The sequence below is a fragment of the Streptomyces sp. NBC_00190 genome, assembly GCF_036203305.1.
GTDB lineage: Bacteria > Actinomycetota > Actinomycetes > Streptomycetales > Streptomycetaceae > Streptomyces.
Map to the genome: position 1 here is coordinate 6955969 of NZ_CP108131.1, position 19865 is coordinate 6975833.

Below are 19865 nucleotides of genomic sequence, written 5' to 3' on the forward strand. Positions count from 1 at the left end.
CGGACGGGGTTCCCGACGGCCACTTCTGTGAAAGGCAGGCCCATGAGCGGCCACTACTGGATCTCCGCTCCGCAGCGCGCGGAGCGCGACCGGCTGCGGGCCGGCCTCGAACTGCCTCCCCTCCTCGCGTCCGTGGACGCGCACCGGCGGCTGCGCGGCCCGTACACCGCCGCCGGCACCCTGCTCCGGGCCGTCGCCCCCGAAGCGCTCCGCCGCCGGCCCGCCCTCGCCGACCGCCACTACATCGAACTCCAGGAGAGCACCCCGGAGCTGAAGCCCCTGGTACCGGCGATCACCCGCGCCCTGGAACAGCAGTCGGCGGCCCCGGGCGAGGTCAGCCGGTATCCGGCGCGGCTGCACTCGCTGCGCGTCTCGCACGGCCTGGTCGACTTCCTCCTCACCGCGCTGGCCGACGCCGGCGACGGGCCGCGGACCCTGGTCGTGGAGAACGTCCAGCACGCGGATGCCACCGACCAGGAGTTCCTGGCGGCCGCAGTGCGAAGGATCCCCGCCGGGCTGCTCACCATCGTGGTGTGCACCGACGCCGGGGAACTGGCCGATCCGCCGGGCACGCTGTCCGTTTCGCTGCCCGCCGCGCTCGGCGCGTACACGACCAGGATCACGGGCTCGGCCCCTGCCCCCGTCCCCGACGAGGTGTCCGCCGGTCCCGCCGCGGCTCAGCGGTACGTGGACGCCGACGGCGCCGACGACGATCCCGCGCTGCTGCGCGCGTACGAGCGGCTGGCCCCCGCCGAGCGGGCCCCCCTGCACGACCGGCGGGCCGCGGACCTGACGGAGCGGGCGGAAGCGGGCGAGTCCTCGCTCCGGCTCGGGGCCCTGCCGTACCACCTCATGCGCGGCGGCGACCCGGGCGGCGCGGGACTGGACGCCCTGCGGTGGGCCCTGGACCGGTGCAAGTACCTGGGCTTCTACCACGCGGCCGCGGAACTGGGCGAGGCGGGCCGACTGGCCGTGGACCCGGCGGAACGCCCCGACCTGTGGTGGATCTTCATCCGGGAGACCGGGGTGTGCCTGGCGGCCGCCGGCCGCCCCGACGAGTCGGCGGTCCTCCAGGAGGAGGCGCGGACCGCCACCATCGACCCCGCGCACCACATGAAGCTCGCCTACGAGATCGGGATGCTCTACGCCCGCCACTACCCCGAGGAACGCCGCGACGAGCGCAAGGCCCGCGCCTGGGTCAACCAGGCCATCGCCATCGCGGACCTGCTTCCGGACCCGAAGGAGCGCGCTTTCTACTCGGTGTTCAACCGCAACGGCCTCGCCCTGGTGGAGGTCCGGGCCAAGCGGCCCGACGAGGCGCTCCGGCTGCTCGACGAGGGCATGGAACGGCTGGACCGGGAACTGGGCCTCGGCGAGCGCACCTGGCACCGCGTCGGGCTGCGCTACAACCGGGCCCAGGTCAACGGCATGAGCGGCCGGCTGGAGGCGGCCCTGGAGGACTACGCCGAGATCATGGACGCGGACAACGACTTCGCCGACCACTACTTCAACCGGGGCAACATCCTGCGCAAACTGGGCCGCACCGAAGAGGCCATCGCAGACTACGAGACGGCGCTCGGCCTCGAACCGCCCTTCCCCGAGGCGTACTACAACCGGGGCGACGCCCGGATGGAACTGGGCGACGCCCAGGGCGCGCTCGCCGACTTCGACCGCACCCTGGAGCTCGACCCCGGGCACGTCGAGGCGCTGCTCGGACGCGCCGGGGTGCTGGACGACCTCGGTGAGACGAAGGCGGCGCTGGGGAGCGCGGCCGCCGGACTCGTGCTGGCCCCCGAGCACCCGCATCTGCTGTGCCTGCAAGGGCGCCTGCTGGCCGAGGACGGGCGGCCAGCGGAAGCGGTCCGCGCCGTCGAGGCCGCGTTGCGCAGCGATCCCGAGCTCGCCGAGGCCTGGGCCGTCAGGGCCGAACTCGCCTACTCCGCGGGCGACCTGGCCGCGGCCGCGGCGGACTTCGACCGCGCGGTGGAGCTCGCCGACCGTCCCGAGTTCCGCTTCAACCGGGCCGTGGTCCACGAGGCGGCGGGCCGTTTCACCGAGGCGGCGGCGGACTTCGACGCGGTGTTCGCCGCCACCGAGGACCCCGACGCGCTCAGCCACCGGGACTCCTGCCTGCTCGCGGCCGGGTAGGGACGATGAGCCTGCGGCAGGGCCGGGCCCCGCAGGGCCGGAGCGAGACGGCGGGGCTGTTCACCGAGGCGATGTCACGCCTGGTGTCCGGGGTCGCCGTGGTGTCCGCACGGCGGGCCGACGGTCGGCCGTGCGGACTGCTGGTGTCCTCGGTCTGCTCGTACAGCGTGCGGCCGCCCTCCGTGCTGGTGGCGCTGGCCCGCAGCTCGCGGACCTGCCGCGAGCTGGACCCGCGCCCGGGTACGGCCTTCGGGGTCCACCTGCTCGGCGCCGGGGACACCGACCTCGCCGCGGTGTTCGCCGGCGGCGCGGAGGACAAGTTCACCGGTGTGCGGTGGAGCTGGGACGACCGGGTGCCCCGGCTGCTCGGCGTGCCCGTGTACCTGAACTGCCGGGCCGGGGCGGTGTTCACCCACGGCGACCACGTGATCCTCGTGGGCGAGGTCGGGGAGTGCGTCCTGAACGAGGGCGAGCCGCTGGTGTACTTCCGGCGGAGGCTCGACTGGCGGCTGGGCTGACGCAGCCCCTACCCGCGGCGGCACCGCTCGTGGCCGGCGTTCGCGGGCCGCCCGCCGCCCAGCAGCGTGCGCTGCGCCGCCTGGAGCGCGGGACCGGGCTCGATGCCCATGTTCTCCACGACCGCGCGCCGCGCGCGGGTGTACGCGTCCAGCGCCCCGGCGCGGCGCCCGGTGTCGGCCAGGGCGAGCATCAACTGCTCGCGGAACGCCTCGCGCAGCGGATGGCGGGCGCAGAGCTCCTCCAGCTCGCCGACCACCTCGCGGGCGCGGCCCTGACAGGTGTCCGCACCGATCCGGTCATGTATGAGTGCCAGCCGTTCCTCCTCCAGCCGGACACCGTAGTGCGCGGGCAGTCCCGCCTGGCCCAGGTCCCCCAGCGGGGACCCGCGCCACATGGCCAGCGCGTCGCGGAACGCCTCGCCCGCACCGCGGCAGTCCCCGGAGGCCAGCAGGCCGCGGCCGAGTGCGGCCGCCTTGCGGAAGCCGTCGAGGTCCAGTTCTCCCGGACCCACGCGCAGCATGTACCCGGAACCGGCCGTGCGCAGCAGGGGGTGCTGCCGGGGGTCCCGGCCGCCCTGGCTGTGCCCGGGGTCCAGGGTCCGGCGCAGCCCCGACACGTACATCTGCAGGGTGGCCACCGCGGATCTGGGCGGGCGGCCGTCCCAGAGTTCGTCGATCAGGGTGTCCACGGAGAAGGTCTTGTTCGCGTGCAGCAGCAGGAGGGCGAGCAGGGCCCGGCGCTTGAGCGCCGTGGGCGTGCACGGGCGGCCCGCGAGGTGCACCTCGACCGGGCCCAGGATCAGGTACCTGGGGCGGTCCGCGTCAGGAGCGTGCCGAACACCGTAGGCCGTCATGGATCTCGCCCGTTTGGCTAACACCGAGTGCCACCCCAAGTCGTGTCGGCGCCGCGGGGCGCCAGTGCTGTCGGTCGACGTGCGAGCCGGAGTCCCCCCGGGTACGCACGTCATGGATACGGGTCATCGGACCGCGTGTCACCAGCCGGAACAGGCCAATCGGGGTCAGACAGGCAGAATCCGGCCGCCACGCGACGGCTCCCGAACGCGGTGCGTCCGGGAGCCCGGCCGGCCCCCGCCACCGCCCCCGTCCCACGTGTCCCACATCGCACGCGGAGGAGGCGTATCCCCGTGGCTTCTGGGAAGGTGCAGGAACAGGACGGAAGGGTGATGCCGGATGATTCCGGGAGCGGACAACGAACGCTTCACCGTCGCGGTGCAGACCGTGGACGGAGCCGTCGTCCTTGAGCTGGCGGGGGAGCTGGATCACGACACGGCGCAGCCCCTGCGCGATGCCCTCGACGCAGCGGTCACCCAGGGTGGCCGACTGGTGGTGGACCTGTCGGGGCTGGGATTCTGCGATTCCACCGGGCTGAACGTGCTGCTGCACAGCCGGCTCTCGGCCCAGGAGGCCGGCGGCAGCCTGGAACTGACCGGGCTGCGCGGGTCGGTCGCCCGGATGTTCCACATCACCGGCGCGGACGGGGTCTTCCCCGTGCACGCCGATGTCGCGGAAGCGCTGGGCGGGGCGAGCGGCCCGCCCCGCTAGCCTGGCGGAGCCGGCTGCGCGGGCACACGGCCGCGCGCAGTGCGGATGCGCCCCTCGACGCGTTTTGGGACGCGCCACGTCACGTCGACACGGAGGAGTCTGACCGTCATGGAAGAGCGGGGGTCACCCGACCGGACCTGGTACCTGGTACTGGACGGGGCCACCGATGTCGTGACGCGCAGCCGTGAATTCGCGCGCCGGGCGCTGGCCGCATGGCACTGGCTCCCGGCCGCCACACCGGAGGGGCGGGACACGGCCGATGACGTACTGCTGCTGGTGTCCGAGGTGGTGGCCAACGCCTGCCTGCACGGCGGCGGGCCGAGCACGCTGCTGCTGGACTGCGACGACGAGCGGCTGCGGATCGAGGTGACCGACGGGAACCCGGCGCCGCCGGTCCCCTCGCCGGCGCGCTCACCCTCGCAGGCGGGCCGGCCCGGCGGGCACGGGCTGCTGATCGTGGACCGCCTGGCGCGCAGCTGGGGTTTCCAGCCCGAGCAGGACGGCAAATGCGTCTGGCTCGAAGTGGCCGCCCCGGCGGCGGTCAGGGACCCGGTCAGGAACGCGGTCCGGGATCCAGAGCCGCGATGACCTCGTCGGTCGCGCTGACCTTGCCGATGCGCGGGAAGATCTTGCCGAAGCTGTGCGCGTGGGAGTCGGAGTCCGTGTCGGCGGTGGCGTCCTCGACGACGACCAGGTCGTAGCTCAGCTCCCAGGCCGTCCGCGCGGTGGATTCGACGCCGACGCTGGTGGAGATGCCCGCCAGAACGATGTGGTGGATGCCGCGCCGGCGCAGCTGGAGGTCCAGCTCGGTACCGGTGAAGGCGCCCCAGTGGCGCTTGGTGACGACCACGTCGGCGAGGGCGGCGAGGTCGGCCGGGATCTCGGAGAACGCGGCGGGCGGGGCCGCGGCCGGGCCCGGGCGGTCCACGTTGGCGGTGGGCAGGTCGCCGCCGTCGGGGGACCAGGCCACCTTGACGAGGACCACGGGCAGCTTGCGGGCGCGGAACGCCTCGGCGAGCGCGATCCCCTTCTTGAGGATCTCGGTGGCGGGCCGGGTGATGGGAAGGTCCAGGATGCCCCTCTGCAGGTCGATGAGGACCAGGGCGGTGTCCTCGCCGAGAGCGAGGCGGGTCGGGTCAGCAGCCATTTCCCGACATTATTGGACATTCAGCCAAGGCTGCAAGGCTCTAGAATGGGAACATGAGTGCGAATATCGAAGGGTCCCGGCCTGCCCTGACCCCGGCGCTGACCGGTGCGGAGCTGGCCCGCTGGTACTGGACGCTGGCCGAGCTGAGCGCGCTGGCGCGCGAGATGGGCCTGTCGGCCGGGGGCGGGAAGGTCGCCGTCACGGCCCGGCTGGCCGCCGCGCTCGACGGCATGCCGCCCGCACCCGCTCCGTCCCCGGCCCCCACCGCCCGCAGGGGCGGCCGTCAGCTCGCCGCCCCCGTCGACGGCGCGACCGTGATCCCGCCGGGGCAGCGGTCCAGCCAGGTGCTCCGGGAGTTCTTCGTCCGGGAGATCGGACCCGCATTCCACTTCGACGCCTTCATGCGGGAGTACGTGGCCCAGGGCACGGGCCGCACCCTCGCCGAGGCCGTCGCCCACTGGCACGCCACCCGCGCACAGGCGGCGCAGCCGCAGGAGGTCGCCGCCCAGTTCGAGTTCAACCGGTTCCTGCGCGACTGGCACGCCCGCCACCCCGACGGCGCCCGCGCCGAAGCCCTGGCCGCCTGGCGGGCCCACCGGGCCCGCCCCCGCGACTGACCTCACTCCTCCGTCAGAACAGCGAAGGCCGCCGAGATCGGGACTTGCTGCTGACGTGGTGGTGCCTCGTGTGGGCACCACCACGCTGCGTGGTGTGTCACGTGGTGGATCAGTCGGTGCCGTAGTAGCCGAAGTCGTCGATGATCAGGTCGATGTTTTCCCAGCCCTGGTTCCAGAAGGCGACCATGCCCTTGTCTGCCGGGCTCGCCTGGACGAGGTTTGCGGCCGTCTTGCCCGCCGTCCAGTTGAGGGTGGAGGCGACCGGACGCGCGGGCGGGGTGGCGGTGCCGTTCTCGTACTGCTCGCGCGAGTTCGGGTCTGGGGCCACCGACAGGAATCCGGCTCCGGTCGTGTTGGTGACCGTGGCGTTCAGGACGTACGCCTCGACGTTAGGGGCGTCCAGCAGGTGCATGTAGTCACGGGCGGCGAGCGGGGTGCCGGTCTGACGGGTGTCGACCATCCGGGCCGGGCCCCACCAGTTCGGCACGTAGGCAGCCCGGCTGTCGGGCGTGTAGTAGCCGTTGACGTCGATGACCACGTCGGTGGGCTGCCAGGCACCGTTGCGGACCATGATCCGGCCGTCGGGGCCCACCGGCACGATGACCGAGTTGGCGACCGTCTGACCGGCGGCGAAGTTCAGGTTGGACGAGGTCGGGGCCGCCTGTCCGCTGGGATAGACGGTCAGGTGCCCGGCCTCGCGCGGATTGGTGACCGTCACGTTGAGCGAGACGGCGGTGGCGCCCTTCGGGACGCCGCCCACTCCGCCGATCTGCACGCCGAACGAGCCCTGCCCGGCGACCTGGCCCTTGGCCGTACCCCGACCCTCGCGGGTGTCGACGAACCGGGTCGGCGAGAGCGAGGTGTAGCCGCTGGATGCGGTCGTGTTGAAGTAGCCGGTCACGTCTGCGATGAGGTCGACCGACTCCCAGCCCCTGTTGTCCAGGTTCACGTACCCGTCTCTGCCGACCGGCATGATGACCAGGTTCGGCACGGTCTCGCCGGGGGCGTAGTTGATGCTGGATGTTTTTGGCCTGTCACGACCAGTGCCCCAGGCGATGATGTGGCCACTGGCAGTGGTGTTGGTGACGGTGAGGTTGAGGACCACGGCGGTGACTCCGTCGGGAATCGTGCCATTGCCCGTGACCTTGATGCTGGTCGTGCTGTACGCGTGGACCTTGCCCTTTTCCTGCCCCGTGCCGTTGCGGGTGTCCAAAAGCCGCAAGGGGGCGTGCGGGGTGAAGTCCGAGGCCAGCGTCTTCACCGTCACCTTGTTCACGGCCTGCGTGTTCGTCGTCGGGTCGGTAACCGTCACCGTGACTGTGTACTCGCCGACCTCGGCGTATGCGTGCTTGCTCACCAGCGGCTCGGAGGCGTTGGCCGTGAGCACTTCTGTGGTGCCGTCGCCCCAGGAGATGGCGACGCCGAGCGGGCCTTCAGCGCCGCTGAAGGTGGAATAGACGAGCATCCCGTGTGCGGAAGTGCCCCAGCTGTCCAGCTTGACCGCAAGGGCCTGGCTGTCGGCGGCGGAGGCCGCCCGGCTTTGGGCGGACGGCACCACTCTGCGGACCGTATGGTCCGCAGAGCTGCTGAAGACTTCGGCGCCGGACGCTTCGGCTGTGCTCGGGTCCACATCGGGAGCGGCTGCCCTGTGGGGATCCGGGGCTACCGGCTGGGCATGGGCCATGCCGGGTATGAGTCCAACACCGGCTGCGAGGGCAGCTGCGGCTATGACGAGTCGGCGCTTGGGCACAGGTTCCCTATGTCTCTGAGTTGAAGGGGACGGACAGGCTGCCCTGCCTCTGCTCGGTCGGGCAGCCGTGACGCGGGGTGTCGGCCTGCATGCATGGAGCCTGTAGCAGGGCCGCTGGGTTTGTGGGTGCTGGAAGGCCGGGCCCGCCGCCCTGTGTGGGGTGACGGGCCCGTGCTCCGTTGGTAGGGGGTTACGGTGTGGGAAGGGGCGGCACCGGCAGTGGCAGGGGAGCCGTGCCGAGTGCCGGAATGGTCCAGGTCTGAGCCGGTGAGGCGTTGCAGTCGAAGAGCCAGAGCTGGTGGCCGGGGGTGGTGTCGTAGTTGCCGAGGTCTATGCAGCGGCCGGAGGCGGGGTTGTAGATGGTGCCGTTGGCTCGGGGGAGGAACTGCTGGCTCTTGGCGCTCGGGTCACATGCGTGGAGCTCGATGAGTGTGGTGTTGGCGGTGCCGGCCGCGGCCGCGTTGAGGCACTTGCCGTGGGTCTGGATGGTGCCGTCGTTGCGGATCTGGAACTGCTGGGCGGTGGTGCCGTTGCAGCCGGAGATCTGGATCTTGTTGCCGTCGGTGTCGCGGTCGTAGTCGTTGTCGACGCAGTTGGCTGCGGCGCCGGCCAGGTGGATGGGGCTGGATGCGTTGGGGGCGGTGATGGAGGCGGCGTACGGGTAGACGGCGAGGTTGCTGACGCCGCCGACGAAACCGCTCTCGGTCAGGTAGTGGGGCTGGCCGTCCTTCTTGTACCGGCCCATGACGAGCGGGCCGGCGGGGGCTTGGCTGGTGGACGCGGTGTGGTGGCCGGTGCTGGCGAGGGTGCCGTTGACGTAGAGGCGCATCAGGCCGGTGTTGGCGTCGTAGACGGCGGAGACGCGGGTCCACTCGCCGGGCGTGAAGCGAGCGGCACTGTTGACGGCGAGGTCGGTCCAGTCGTACATGAGGCCGTCGGTGTCGCCGCGGGCGATCGCGAAGCGCCAGGCCTGGCCGTTGGGGTCGGCGTACAGGAGGAAGGCGCTGCTCCTGGTGCCGTCCTGGCTGGCGATGATGCCGCCGTTGGTCGTGTCGGTCTTGGCCCAGGTGCTGATGGTGAAGCTGTTGCGGGTGTCGACGGCCTTGGTGGTGCTGGTGACGGTGGAAGCAGTGCCCTTGAAGGCCGCGTGAGTGGTGTCGCGGCCGCCGATGGCCTGCTGGGTGAAGGTGATTCCTGCGGTGGTGGCCGGATTGGTACCGGCGGGCGCCGTGGCGGGGTCGACTCCGACCTCGTCGCGGGTCTTGTTGCCGGTCTGGCTGGTGAGGGTCCACTGGGCGGTGGGCCGGTTCAGGTCGGCCAGGGCGACGGGTGAGGTGTCGACGCCGGTGGTGGTGGGGTGGGGGACGTCGGTGCCGGGCGCGGTACCTGTGCCGTAGAACGAGACGAGCTGTTGGTTGGTGTCGACGGCCCACACGTCCGGGATTTTGTCACCGCTGATGTCACCGTTGGAGCCGACGCGGGGATAGGTCTTCGGATCGATCTTGCCCGTGATCAGTCCTGCAGCCGGGTCGTTGAACCCCGTGAGGTCGGTGGCGCCCTTGACGGTGAAGGCGTGCAGGGTGCCGCCGTCGGCCTTGGAGCGGGCCCACAGGGTGGGGAAGGCCGTGCCCTGGGCGCGGCCGGGTGCGATCAGCTCGTAGCCGTCCCACTTGGTGTCGTTCCCGGAGAGCAGGATCGCCTGGGATGCGAGCTGGTTGTTGGTGCCGGCTGTGGCGAGCCAGAGACGCCCGTTCTCGACGAACAGCAGGGATGTCTGGGGGAGGGGGGTGCCGCTCTCGCCCGCGACGGAGCCGAACGCCGCGATCTGAGTCACCTTGGCCCAGTCGGCGCCGTAGCCGTAGGTGGCGCAGGTGATGGTTGTCTTGTCGGACTTGAGGCAGTTGGTGGACTTGGTGACCGGGACGGATGCCTGCCCGTCAAACCAGCCACCATTGCCGTCATTGGGGTAGACGTAGAGATTTGCACTGCCGGACTGGTGGGCGAAGAGGTCGTCGACGGTTTTGCGGGCGAGGCTGCCCCCATGACTGATCTGGATTCCGTTCCAGTTCCCGGTGTTGCCGACTGCCGCGACCATCTTGGCGCGGGGTGCGCCGTAAGGGTCCTCGCCGCCGCCGATCTTGCGGAGGTCCCCGGCCGTGTCGGGCAGCAGGATGTCGGGCTTGTTGTCTCCGGTGATGTCGCCGAAGACGGGCTTGCCGGCGTCGGGGTTGGAGGGGGCGTAGTAGCTGTAGACGAAGGGCTGGGACATGTTGCCCGCGTTGTCCTGGGTCTGCAGGTAGACGTAGTTGGTGCCCCAGCGCGGCGGCTGGATGGTGATGGTGGCCTTGCCGCCCGTCAGCTTGGTCATGCCGGGCCCGGTGTCAGTGCACTTCCAGCCAGTGGCGGCGGCCTTGACGGGGTCGGTGGTCCAGCGGGCGCAGGCGAGACCGGAGCTGCGGCCGCCGCTGACCGGACCGGGGTCGGTGCCGCTGAGAGTGAAGGTACCCGGTTCCCCGACCCGCTTGGGGTGGGCGCCGATGGTGCCGGAGGCGGGGAAGTCGGTGGAGGTGACGGTGGCGGTCGGCGGGGTGCGGTCGACGCGGAAGAAGCACATCTCGGTGGGGTTGCTGGTGAGAGTGCCGTCGGCGGCGCGGGCCACCCAGCCGTACTGGTGGCCGTCGGTCAGGGAGCCGATGTCGACGCTGACGGCGCCGTAGCTGCTGTTCCAGCTGGCGTCGGCGTACTGGGTAGCGCCGCCGTTGTCGTCGTCCCAGTACTGGAAGCCCGTGTAGAGCTGCTGCCCGGTGGCCGAGTAGGTCGAGGTGGTCAGGGCGATGTTGTTGTTGGCGCCGACCCAGCCGGGGTTGTCCCAGGGGTTGGCGGTGCCAGGGGTGCGGCAGTCGGCGTAGGAGGCGGTGTCGGCGAATCCGGGGGTTGGGCTGGTGCGGGGCCACCAGACCGTGGGGGTGATGTCGTACTCGACGACGATGTGCGGGGTGTTCGCGAACCGCTGCCGGTACTGCTTGTTGTACTCGTCATCGGGGGCGAGACCGAGGGTGATGGTGGGCCACTGGCCCCCGACGGCGCTCTTCACCAGGTTTTTGACATCGAACTGGATGTCGCCCGACCCGGACATGTCGGTGGTGCCGATCTTGCTGCAGCCGCCCATGTGCGAGTTCTTGTCGCAAGGCTGCTGGTTCCAGCTGGTGGGGTTGCTGATGTAGCCGGTGGAGTAGAGGCCCATCGGGGTGACCGTGCTCGGGCTGGAGGAGGAGACGACGGTCGCGTAGAACGTCGCGTTGATGACCTCGCTGTTGTGGAGCCGGGAGTCCATGCCGATCTGGAAGTAGGCGCGGGTGCGTCCGATGCCGGTGCAGGGCGGGTTGCCTATGTTGTAGCCGCAGTAGCCGGCGGCGGGCCTGTCCTGCCCGTACTGGGTGCCGTTGAACTCATTGACGTCGGCGTACTCCGGTGCTTCCTGGACCTGGGCCCAGGCCTGGTTGGCATTGTCGAGGGTGGGGTTCCAGCCCGGGTCGATGTACCAGGGGCCGGTGCCCTGCCCGAGCAGGGCGGCGTCCGGGACGAGCTTGATGCCCTGGGCGTCGACGCTCGTGCCGATCTTCTGCACTGCCGCGCCGGTGCCGGGGCCGTCGGTGCTCGACGGTGTCGAAGCGTCCTCGGCAGGAGCGGACTGCTCGGCGAGGGCGCCCGCCGACTTCGTCGGAGTGGAGGGGGCAGCAGCTGCGGCGCCGGCCGAATCCCACATGAGCGGGGTGGGGGCGGAGAAGCGGGTCTTGCCCTGGCCGTCGGCGGCTTTGAGATTGCCGGCGCCGTCCGCGCTGACCGTGAGCCCGTCGGCCTCCACGGAAAGCTGGAGCTTCTTGACGGCCGGGTTGGCGGCGGCTTCGGCGGTGCGGACGATCAGCACCTGGCGCCAGCCGCCGAGCGTGTTGGCGCTGAGCTCGAGGTCCACGCCGGGCAGGACGGACGAGTACAGGGCGCTGTCGCCGTTGAGTACGGGCTTGGGCAGCGGGAACGGAGCCTTGAGCGCCAGCTTCTTGCCGTCTGCGGTGGTCATGGTTGCCATCGGACCGGTGCCGCCACCGGAGAGGCTGAGCCTGGAGGGAACGGCTGCCGGCGTCACGGTGCCATCGGCGTTGGCCCGGAGCGTGGCATCGACCGCCTGCCAGGTACCGCTGGCGGTCTTGACCCGCGTGGGCACGGGCGTGGTGTCCGTGGTGAGCGTGCCTGCCGGTGTGGCGAAGGTCTGCGAACTCCCCGTCGTCAGGTGGTTGATGACGACCGGTTTGCCGCTGCTCTTGGCCTGGGCTTTGGCGGTGTCGATCGCAGCAGACTCCGCGGAGGGAGGCCGGGGCGTCGGGGCGGGCCATGTACTGGTGGCCGGCCCATGACTACGGGCGTCGTCGGCAGTTGCGGGCGGCGCGGCGATCAGGCCGGCCCCGAGTGAGAGTGCGGCAGCTCCGGCGACCGGGAGCATCGCGACGCCCGAAGCCCGCAGTCTGCGGACTGGTTTCGGCGTCCGCGAGGGAAGGAATGGCAGTCTCACGTTTGTGGGCCCCCCTGAGCTGTGAGACGGACAGAAGTCAGCCGCACAATTCCTTCACATTTGCAACCTGTCAACACTCTGCTCGGCGTCCGCGCCCGTTTTGAGTGGCGATCACCCGACCCGTGCCGCGAGTGACGTGAGTCACGGGAGGGGAATGTGAGACTCCGCTGAAGAATCGAACGAACGCTACGTAGGGTGCGCTTGAACTGGGCCCTACCGGCCTGGTGTTCGCGCTGTAGGTGTCCCGTGGGGGGATCCGGTTGTCTCGTCGAGGTGGTCTTTTCGTGCGCTCGCGCACCGTTCGTTCGCGTGTCGCGATCGTCTCGGTGCTTGCGGTGCTCTTCTCCGGCCTGGGGACACCCCTGGTCGCAGCAGCCGACAAACCCCCCAAGGTGTGGGCGCCACCCAATACCCCGCTGCCGGGCGCCAAGGCCGTCAAGGGCTCGGATGCGAAGCCCTCGAACGGCCAGACATCGTCTGGCCGAAAGTGGACTCCTGAATCGAACGGGAAGATCCTTTCCGGGGCGGCGACAGTCGCCTTGGGTGGTGGGAGCGCCGAGCGAACCGCCACGGGAGCAGGCGCGATTCAAGCCGGGTCGCTGCCTGTCTGGATCGCACCCGTGAATGGCGCAAAGTCGTCGGTGGTAGGGGTCGGGACGGGCAGCCTCAAGGTCGAGGTGAAGGACAAGGCCAAGACCCAAGCCGCCGGAGTGAACGGCGCGCTCGTCGCTCTCACCGGAGCTGCGGGGACTGCAGCCTCCGGCAAGGTCGAAGTCGGTCTCGACGTTTCGGCGTGGGCGAAGAACGGCAGCGCCAACTGGGCGGCCCGTGCCCGGCTGGTCCAGCTGCCCACGTGTGCCCTCACCACGCCCGGTGCTGCGGGCTGCACGAGCCGCACGCCGGTGGCCTCGCACCGGGATGCCTCCGGGCGCCTGGTAGCGGAGGTCGACGTATCCAAAAGGGCGGCGGCTTCAGCTTCGGTCCTGGTGGCGCAGCCTGACGCGAAGTCCGCTCCCGCAGCCGCCCCGCAGGTGCTTGCCGCGGACGGCATCGCTCTGGGCGTGGAGCCCGGCCCTTCCAGCAACCTCGGTGACTACTCCGCGACGCCGCTGATGCCGTCTGCTTCCTGGCAGGCTGGGGCGAACGCGGCGAACTTCACCTACGGCTACACGGCCGAGGTTCCTTCGGCCATTGCCGGGGCGGCGCCGAGCGTCGTGCTCGGGTACGACTCGTCCTCGATCGACGGACGGACGGCGTCGACGAACGCGCAGTCCGGTCTGATCGGCGAGGGCTGGGACTGGCACCCTGGCTCGATCTCCCGCTCGTACAAGGGCTGCAAGGACGCCGGCATCAAGGACTCGGGTGACGAGTGCTGGGCCGGCGACATCCTGTCCCTGTCCCTCGCCGGTCACGCCGGGCAGATCGTCCGTGACGACGCCACCTGCGTGTACCGCCTCCAGGGGGATGACGGTACGAAGATCGAGCGCTTGACCGATCAGCGGAACGCTGCCTGGAAGGGCGAGGGCTTCAAGGTCACCACGACCGACGGCACCCAGTACTACTTCGGCTCCAACCGCCTGCCCGGCGGTGACGGCACCGACACGGAAGCCAAGTCCGTGTCCACCGTCCCCGTGTACTTCAACAGCGGCCAGGACAAGTGCCTGGGCGCGGACACCCCGGCCAACGGCACCTGGCAGCAGCTGGGCCGGCAGTGGAACCTCGACTACGTCGTGGACCCGCACCAGAACCTGATCTCCTACCGCTACGAGCAGGAGGACAACTACTACGGGCGTGGCGGCGGCCAGAACAACGGCACCGGCGTCCCGACCCTCTACCAGCGCGCCTCGTACCCGACCTGGATCGGCTACGGCCAGCGCCTGCCCGACCAGGTCGCCGCCAAGGGCAAGGCCAACACCGCGGCCCAGATCTGGCTGCGCACCGGCGACCGCTGCTTCGAGACGGGCGCCGCATGCGACCCGGCACAGCGTAAGACCAACGCCAAGGCCTGGGGTGACACTCCCGTGGACCAGGAGTGCGCGCAGGCCGGCCAGTGCCTGAACCTGTCGCCGACGTACTTCTCCACCAAGCGCCTCACGAAGATCGACACCGAGGTTCTCGGCACCGGCGGCTACCGCAACATCGACTCCTACGCCCTCACGCAGCACTTCGAGGCCTCGGTCGACGGCACGGCGCCGACCCTCTGGCTCGACTCCATCCAGCGCACCGCCACCAACGCCCGGGCCGCGCTGAAGGTACCGGCGGTCTCCTTCAAGCCGAAGCAGATCCCCAACCGCGTCGACGGCGTCGTCAAGCGCTCCAACGGCAGTGAGGCCACCGCCTCCCGGTTCTACCGGCCGCGTATCGAAGAGATCACCACCGAGACCGGTGGCCTGATCAACGTGGTCTACAAGGGCCCGGAGTGCTCCCGCGTCGCAGGCACGATGCCGGCGGCCGCGGACAGCAACACGATGGCCTGCATGCCCGTCAAGTGGTACCTGCCGGGGCAGTCCTTCGAGGACCCGGTCGACGACTGGTTCCACAAGGTCGTCGTCCAGTCCGTCACCCAGCAGGACAAGGTCGGCGGCCAGGTCAGCCAGGTCACCGACTACGAGTACGGCGGCGGCGTCGCCTGGCACCGCAACGACTCCGAGTTCACCGACCCCAAAACCCGTACCTGGGACCAGTTCCGGGGCTACGCCACCGTCACCACCCGCACCGGCAGCGGCAACAGCGCCGAAGCACCGCGCACCAAGTCTGTCGCGACCTTCCTGCGCGGCATGGACGGAGACGTCCTCGCCAACGGCAGCAAGCGCAGCGTGAACGTCCCCGACGCCCACGGCGGCACCATCAAGGACGACGAAGTCCTCTCGGGCTTCGTCCGCCAGACCCAGACCTACGACCGCGACGGCGGCACCGTCATCGCCGACGAGGTCTCCACCCCCCTGGTCAAGCCCAAGGAGACCGCGACCCGCGCACAGTCCGGCGGCATGCCGCCCATCACCGCCCGCGTGATGAACACCGGCACGGTCACCAGCCGCGCCAAGCTCGCCGACGGTACGTGGCGTACCAGCGAGCGCACGTCCACCTACGACGACACCGCCTTCTCCCGGCCGCTCCAGGTCGACGACAAGAGCGACCTGTCCCGCCCCGACCAGCGTCTGTGCACCTCCTTCACCTACGCCGACGGCCCCGGCGGCGCACTCACCCAGCTCGCCTCCCGCACCCTCGTCCTCAAGGGCACCGGCGGCTGCGCCCAGACCCCGAACGCGGCGAACACGGTCGGCGACACCCGCGCCTACTTCGACGGCAAGCCCCTCGGCCAGGCCGGCACGACCGCCGACCAGACCGGCACCGAGGTCCTGGAGAAGTACGACGCCGCGGGCAGCCCCGTCTACCGCCTCAACATCACCTCCACCTACGACGTCTACGGCCGCATCAGCACCACCACCAACAAGGTCCGCAAGGACGCCGCCCACCCGGACGGCGCGGTCACCAAGACCGAGTACCGGGCCCTGCCCAACGCCCTGCCGTACGAGGTCACCCACACCAACCCGCTCGGCTGGAAGACCACCACCACGCTCGACACCGGCCGCGCGATGCCGATGAAGACCACCGACGAGAACGGGCACGTCGCCGAACGCGCCTACGACGCCCTCGGCCGCGTCACCGCCATCTGGCAGCCCGGCCAGGACCGGACCGTCGACCCGCCGGTCCGCAAGTTCTCGTACAGCATGAGCGAGGCGCGTAACGCCCCGACCACCGTTCTGAGCCAGACGCTCATGAACGACGACTCGTACATCTCCAGCTACACCATCTACGACGGCCTCGGCCGCATCCGCCAGACCCAGGCCCACACCCCCTCCGGCGCCTACGGCCGGATGATCACCGACGCGCTCTTCGACTCGCACGGGTGGCAGGTCAAGACCAGCGCGCCGTACTACAACGACCAGGCGGCGCCCGGTGGCGCCCTGTTCCTCCCCAACGGCGGCGTCAGCCCCGACAGCCAGATCCCCGCCCAGACCGTCTCCGTCTTCGACGGCCTCGGCCGCACCACCGCCTCCGTCTTCCAGTCCTTCGGCATCGAACAGTGGCGCTCCAAGACCGAATACCCGGGAGCCGACGAGGTCCGCACCAGCCCGCCGGCCGGCGGCTACGCCACGGCCACCATCACCAACGGCACCACCTCCGTCCTGCGCCAGTACAAGACCAACACCCCCACCGGCGCCTACGACGAGACCACGTACGAGACCAACACCCAGGGCCAGGAGCTGCGCCGCAAGGACTCCGCCAACAACGAGTGGACCTTCGCCTACGACCTCCTGGGCCGCACGGTGAAGACCACCGACCCGGACGCGGGCATCGCCACCACGGTCTACGACGACAGCAAGAACCTCGTCACCGTCACCGACGCCCGCAACAAGAGCGCCACCACTGTCAGCGACACCCTCGGCCGCACCACCGCCACCTACGAGGGCACGGCCGTCGACCCGGCCAAGCAGGTCGGCGCTTTCACCTACGACACGAAGGCACTCGGCAAGCCGGCCACCAGCACCCGCTTCACCGGTGGCGCCTCGGGGAACGCGTACACCACCGAGGTCACCGCATACGACAGCGGCTACCGCCCGCTGGGCACCAAGGTCACCATTCCCCCGGTCGAGAACGAGAAGCAGCTCGCCGGCGTCTACGAGACGAAGAACACCTACGACAAGTACGGCCAGCTGAAGACGACCGCTCTGCCGGCCATCACGGCTGCCGGACTCGCTGCGGAGACGCTCACCTACGGCAGCAACATCGCCGGCAGCTTCACCTCCCTCGACAGCACCATCGGCACGCAGATCACGCCGTACGTCGTGGACATGCGCTACGACCCGTACGGCCGTGCCATCCGCACCACCATCGGCGACACCGGCAAGCAGATCGTCTCCACGGTCGACTACGACCTGGCCACCGGCCGGCCCGTCCGCTCCACCCTGGACAAGCAGACCGCGACGAGGGCCAGCGTCGACGTCGTCGACTACACCTACAACCGCGTCGGCCAGCTGACGTCCATCAGCAACACGCAGGACGGTGCCGCCCGCGACCTGCAGTGCTTCACCACCGACTACCTCGGCCGCCTGACCCAGGCCTGGACCGACACCGGCACCACCACGACGGCGCCGCAGCCGAGCGTCCGTGGTATCGGAGGCTGTGCCAACAGCACCGGTCCTGCGGTCGACGGCACGGGCAAGCCGAGCGTGGGCGGCCCGGCCCCGTACTGGCAGCAGTACGAGTACGACAAGATCGGCAACCGCACCAAGCTGGTCAAGAAGGACGTCACCGGAAGCGCGGCCAAGGACACGACGGTCACCCAGACCTTCGGCACCGGTCCGAACGCGGGCAGCGGAACGGGCGGACCGCACGCCCTGATGAAGTCCACCGAGACCAGTGCCACCGGCACCAAGGTGACCTCGTACACCTACGACGCCACCGGTAACACCGCCTCCATCACCAGCACCCCGGGCACCAAGACCCTGACCTGGAACGACCAGGGCAAGCTCGACAAGATCACCGGTACTGGCGAGAGCGCCGGCACCAGCTACCTCTACGACACCGGCGGCAACCAGCTCATCCGCCGCGACCCCGGCAAGACCACGCTGAACCTCGGCACCGACCAGATCAGCCTGGACACCGCCACCGGCAAGGTCTCCAACGTCCGCACGTACGGCGCTCCGGGCGGCCTGTCCATCACCCGCACCACGACCGGGGGCACCTCCAACCTCGCCTACCAGTCCTCGGACCACCACGGCACCAACGGCGTCCAGTTCAACGCCACCGACCTCGCCCAGGTCCGCCGCCCCGCCGACCCCTTCGGCAACGAGCGCGGCACCCAGCCCGCCCCCGGTTCCTGGGCCGGCGACAAGGGCTTCGTCGGCGGCACCAAGGAGAAAGCCACCGGCTTCACTCTCCTCGGAGCCCGCGAGTACGACCCGACCACGGGCCGCTTCATCAGCCCTGACCCGCTCATCGACGCGGGCGACCCCCAGCAGTGGAACGCGTACGGCTATTCCAACAACGACCCGTTCAACAAGTCGGACCCCAGCGGACTCCGGTATGACTGCGCAGGCGAAAAGGGCTGCAACCCGAACAGCTACACGGGTGGCGACGACGACCCCATCGGCAGCGTTCACAGCACTGCCGGCAGTGGGTCGGCCAGCGCCGGGGCTGAACTTAACAACGCCAATGATGAGGTCAACCGGCACAAGAAGCGGCGCGACGAGCTGAAGCACGCCGTCGTCGACCTGATCGGTGACCTGATCGGCTACAACGACGCTCGCGACTGCTTCACCAAGGGCGACGTCATGGCCTGCATCAACACCGCCCTCAACGCGGTCCCCTGGGGCAAGCTCTTCAAGGCCATCAAGATCGGCATCAAGGCCTTCAAGATTTACAAGGAACTCAACAAGACCTACGACGCTGTCAACGCCGCCGAACGCAGAGCCTCCAAGGCCATGGAAGCCTTCACCAAGGCCAAAAAGGCGGAGGACGAAGCAGCGGCGGCAGCATCCAAGGCAGCCAAATCAGGCGACGCGAAAGCCTCCAAGGAATCAGCCAGCGACGGCGCTGACACAAGATCCAAAGCCGACAAGGGGGAAGTCGATGCCGAGTCCCACGGCAGCGGCTCCGACACACCCTCAGCTGCCACTGAATGCAACAGCTTCCCGGCTGGCGTCCGTGTAGTGATGGGCGACGGCACAACGAAGTCCATCGAGGACGTCCGCGACGGCGACACCGTCGTGGCGACCGATCCGCAGACCGGCCAGAGCACAGCCAAGAAGGTCACGGCCACCATCACGACCCCCGACGACAAGGACTTCACCGACCTCACCCTGACCGACGACGCAAACCCCCGCGGCCCGCCGGCCACCATCACGTCCACCTACCACCACCCTTACTGGAGCGAGTCCCGCCGCCAGTGGACCGACGCCGGCGAACTCACCCCGGGCGACCAACTCCGCCAGCCCAACGGCACCACCCTCACCGTCCAGGCCACCCGCAATTACCCCTACGCCGTCACCACGCACAACCTCACCGTCGATGACTTCCACACGTACTATGTGCTGGCGGGCGCCACTCCGGTCCTGGTTCACAATTGCGGTGGCGGCACCACTGTCTATCGCGGAGTTTCGGAAGTGAGTGGCGAGACTGGCGGCCCCAACCCCGCCTTTGATGATGCCGTGGAAGGAATTGCAAGGCCGCGCGGTGGAGATTCGACACCTGAGATGCATCATCTCGGTATGACTGATAGTGACTACACCAGCTGGACCACTAACCCCGCGGCTGCTATTCGAGCAGCTACCAGAGGTGGCGGTAGCGGAGTTGTAATGAGAGGCACTATTCCCGGCGGGCGCACCCACGTTCATGTAAACGATCAGTCATGGGTTGAGGATGACCTTCGTGGCGAGGCTGAGGTAATCATTCAAGGGGTCATGAGAGGTCGAGCTAGGGCGGCATGGCCCGGCGCACGACTAGAAGATCTCGGGTTCTGATAAATAAGATCTGGTGGGCGGTGCCTGCA

Annotated in this window: 10 protein-coding genes; 6 read left to right on the plus strand and 4 right to left on the minus strand. The window is 69.8% G+C overall.

Annotated features, from left to right (window positions below; all coding sequences use genetic code 11):
• Positions 1-42 precede the first annotated feature (42 nt).
• Positions 43-2148, plus strand: a complete 2106-nt coding sequence (locus OG429_RS32535) for a tetratricopeptide repeat protein (RefSeq protein ID WP_328928832.1) — start codon at positions 43-45, stop codon at positions 2146-2148.
• A 5-nt stretch (positions 2149-2153) separates the two neighbouring features.
• Positions 2154-2666, plus strand: coding sequence for a flavin reductase family protein (locus OG429_RS32540; protein ID WP_328928833.1), 513 nt, complete (start codon positions 2154-2156; stop codon positions 2664-2666).
• Positions 2667-2674: 8 nt separating this feature from the next.
• On the opposite strand, the gene OG429_RS32545 is transcribed toward OG429_RS32540, so the two are convergent.
• Positions 2675-3520, minus strand: a complete 846-nt coding sequence (locus tag OG429_RS32545) for an AfsR/SARP family transcriptional regulator (protein WP_328928834.1) — start codon at positions 3518-3520, stop codon at positions 2675-2677.
• A gap of 337 nt (positions 3521-3857) precedes the next feature.
• Between OG429_RS32545 and OG429_RS32550 the strand changes: the two genes are divergently transcribed.
• The gene (locus tag OG429_RS32550) at positions 3858-4229 is read left to right on the plus strand and encodes an STAS domain-containing protein (protein WP_328928835.1); all 372 of its coding nucleotides are present in this window, start codon (positions 3858-3860) and stop codon (positions 4227-4229) included.
• A gap of 108 nt (positions 4230-4337) precedes the next feature.
• Positions 4338-4817 carry an ATP-binding protein gene (locus OG429_RS32555; protein ID WP_328928836.1) on the plus strand — a complete coding sequence of 160 codons (480 nt, stop codon included), beginning with the start codon at positions 4338-4340 and terminating at the stop codon, positions 4815-4817.
• Here the strand turns inward: OG429_RS32555 and OG429_RS32560 are convergent.
• A complete protein-coding gene (locus OG429_RS32560; RefSeq protein ID WP_328928837.1) occupies positions 4783-5376 on the minus strand; it encodes a hydrolase in 594 nt (197 codons plus the stop codon). The two genes, OG429_RS32555 and OG429_RS32560, sit on opposite strands and share 35 nt — an antisense overlap.
• 53 nt (positions 5377-5429) lie before the next feature.
• Between OG429_RS32560 and OG429_RS32565 the strand changes: the two genes are divergently transcribed.
• On the plus strand, positions 5430-5993 hold the full coding sequence (locus OG429_RS32565; protein WP_328928838.1) for a DUF6434 domain-containing protein: 564 nt from the start codon (positions 5430-5432) through the stop codon (positions 5991-5993).
• Positions 5994-6102: 109 nt separating this feature from the next.
• On the opposite strand, the gene OG429_RS32570 is transcribed toward OG429_RS32565, so the two are convergent.
• Positions 6103-7551 (minus strand): PKD domain-containing protein, encoded by a 1449-nt coding sequence (locus OG429_RS32570; RefSeq protein ID WP_328928839.1) that lies wholly within the window; start codon positions 7549-7551, stop codon positions 6103-6105.
• 382 nt (positions 7552-7933) lie between these two features.
• A complete protein-coding gene (locus tag OG429_RS32575; RefSeq protein ID WP_328928840.1) occupies positions 7934-12241 on the minus strand; it encodes a LamG-like jellyroll fold domain-containing protein in 4308 nt (1435 codons plus the stop codon).
• Positions 12242-12930: 689 nt separating this feature from the next.
• On the opposite strand from OG429_RS32575, the gene OG429_RS32580 reads away from it, so the two are divergent.
• Positions 12931-19836 carry a polymorphic toxin-type HINT domain-containing protein gene (locus tag OG429_RS32580; protein WP_328928841.1) on the plus strand — a complete coding sequence of 2302 codons (6906 nt, stop codon included), beginning with the start codon at positions 12931-12933 and terminating at the stop codon, positions 19834-19836.
• Positions 19837-19865 lie beyond the last annotated feature (29 nt).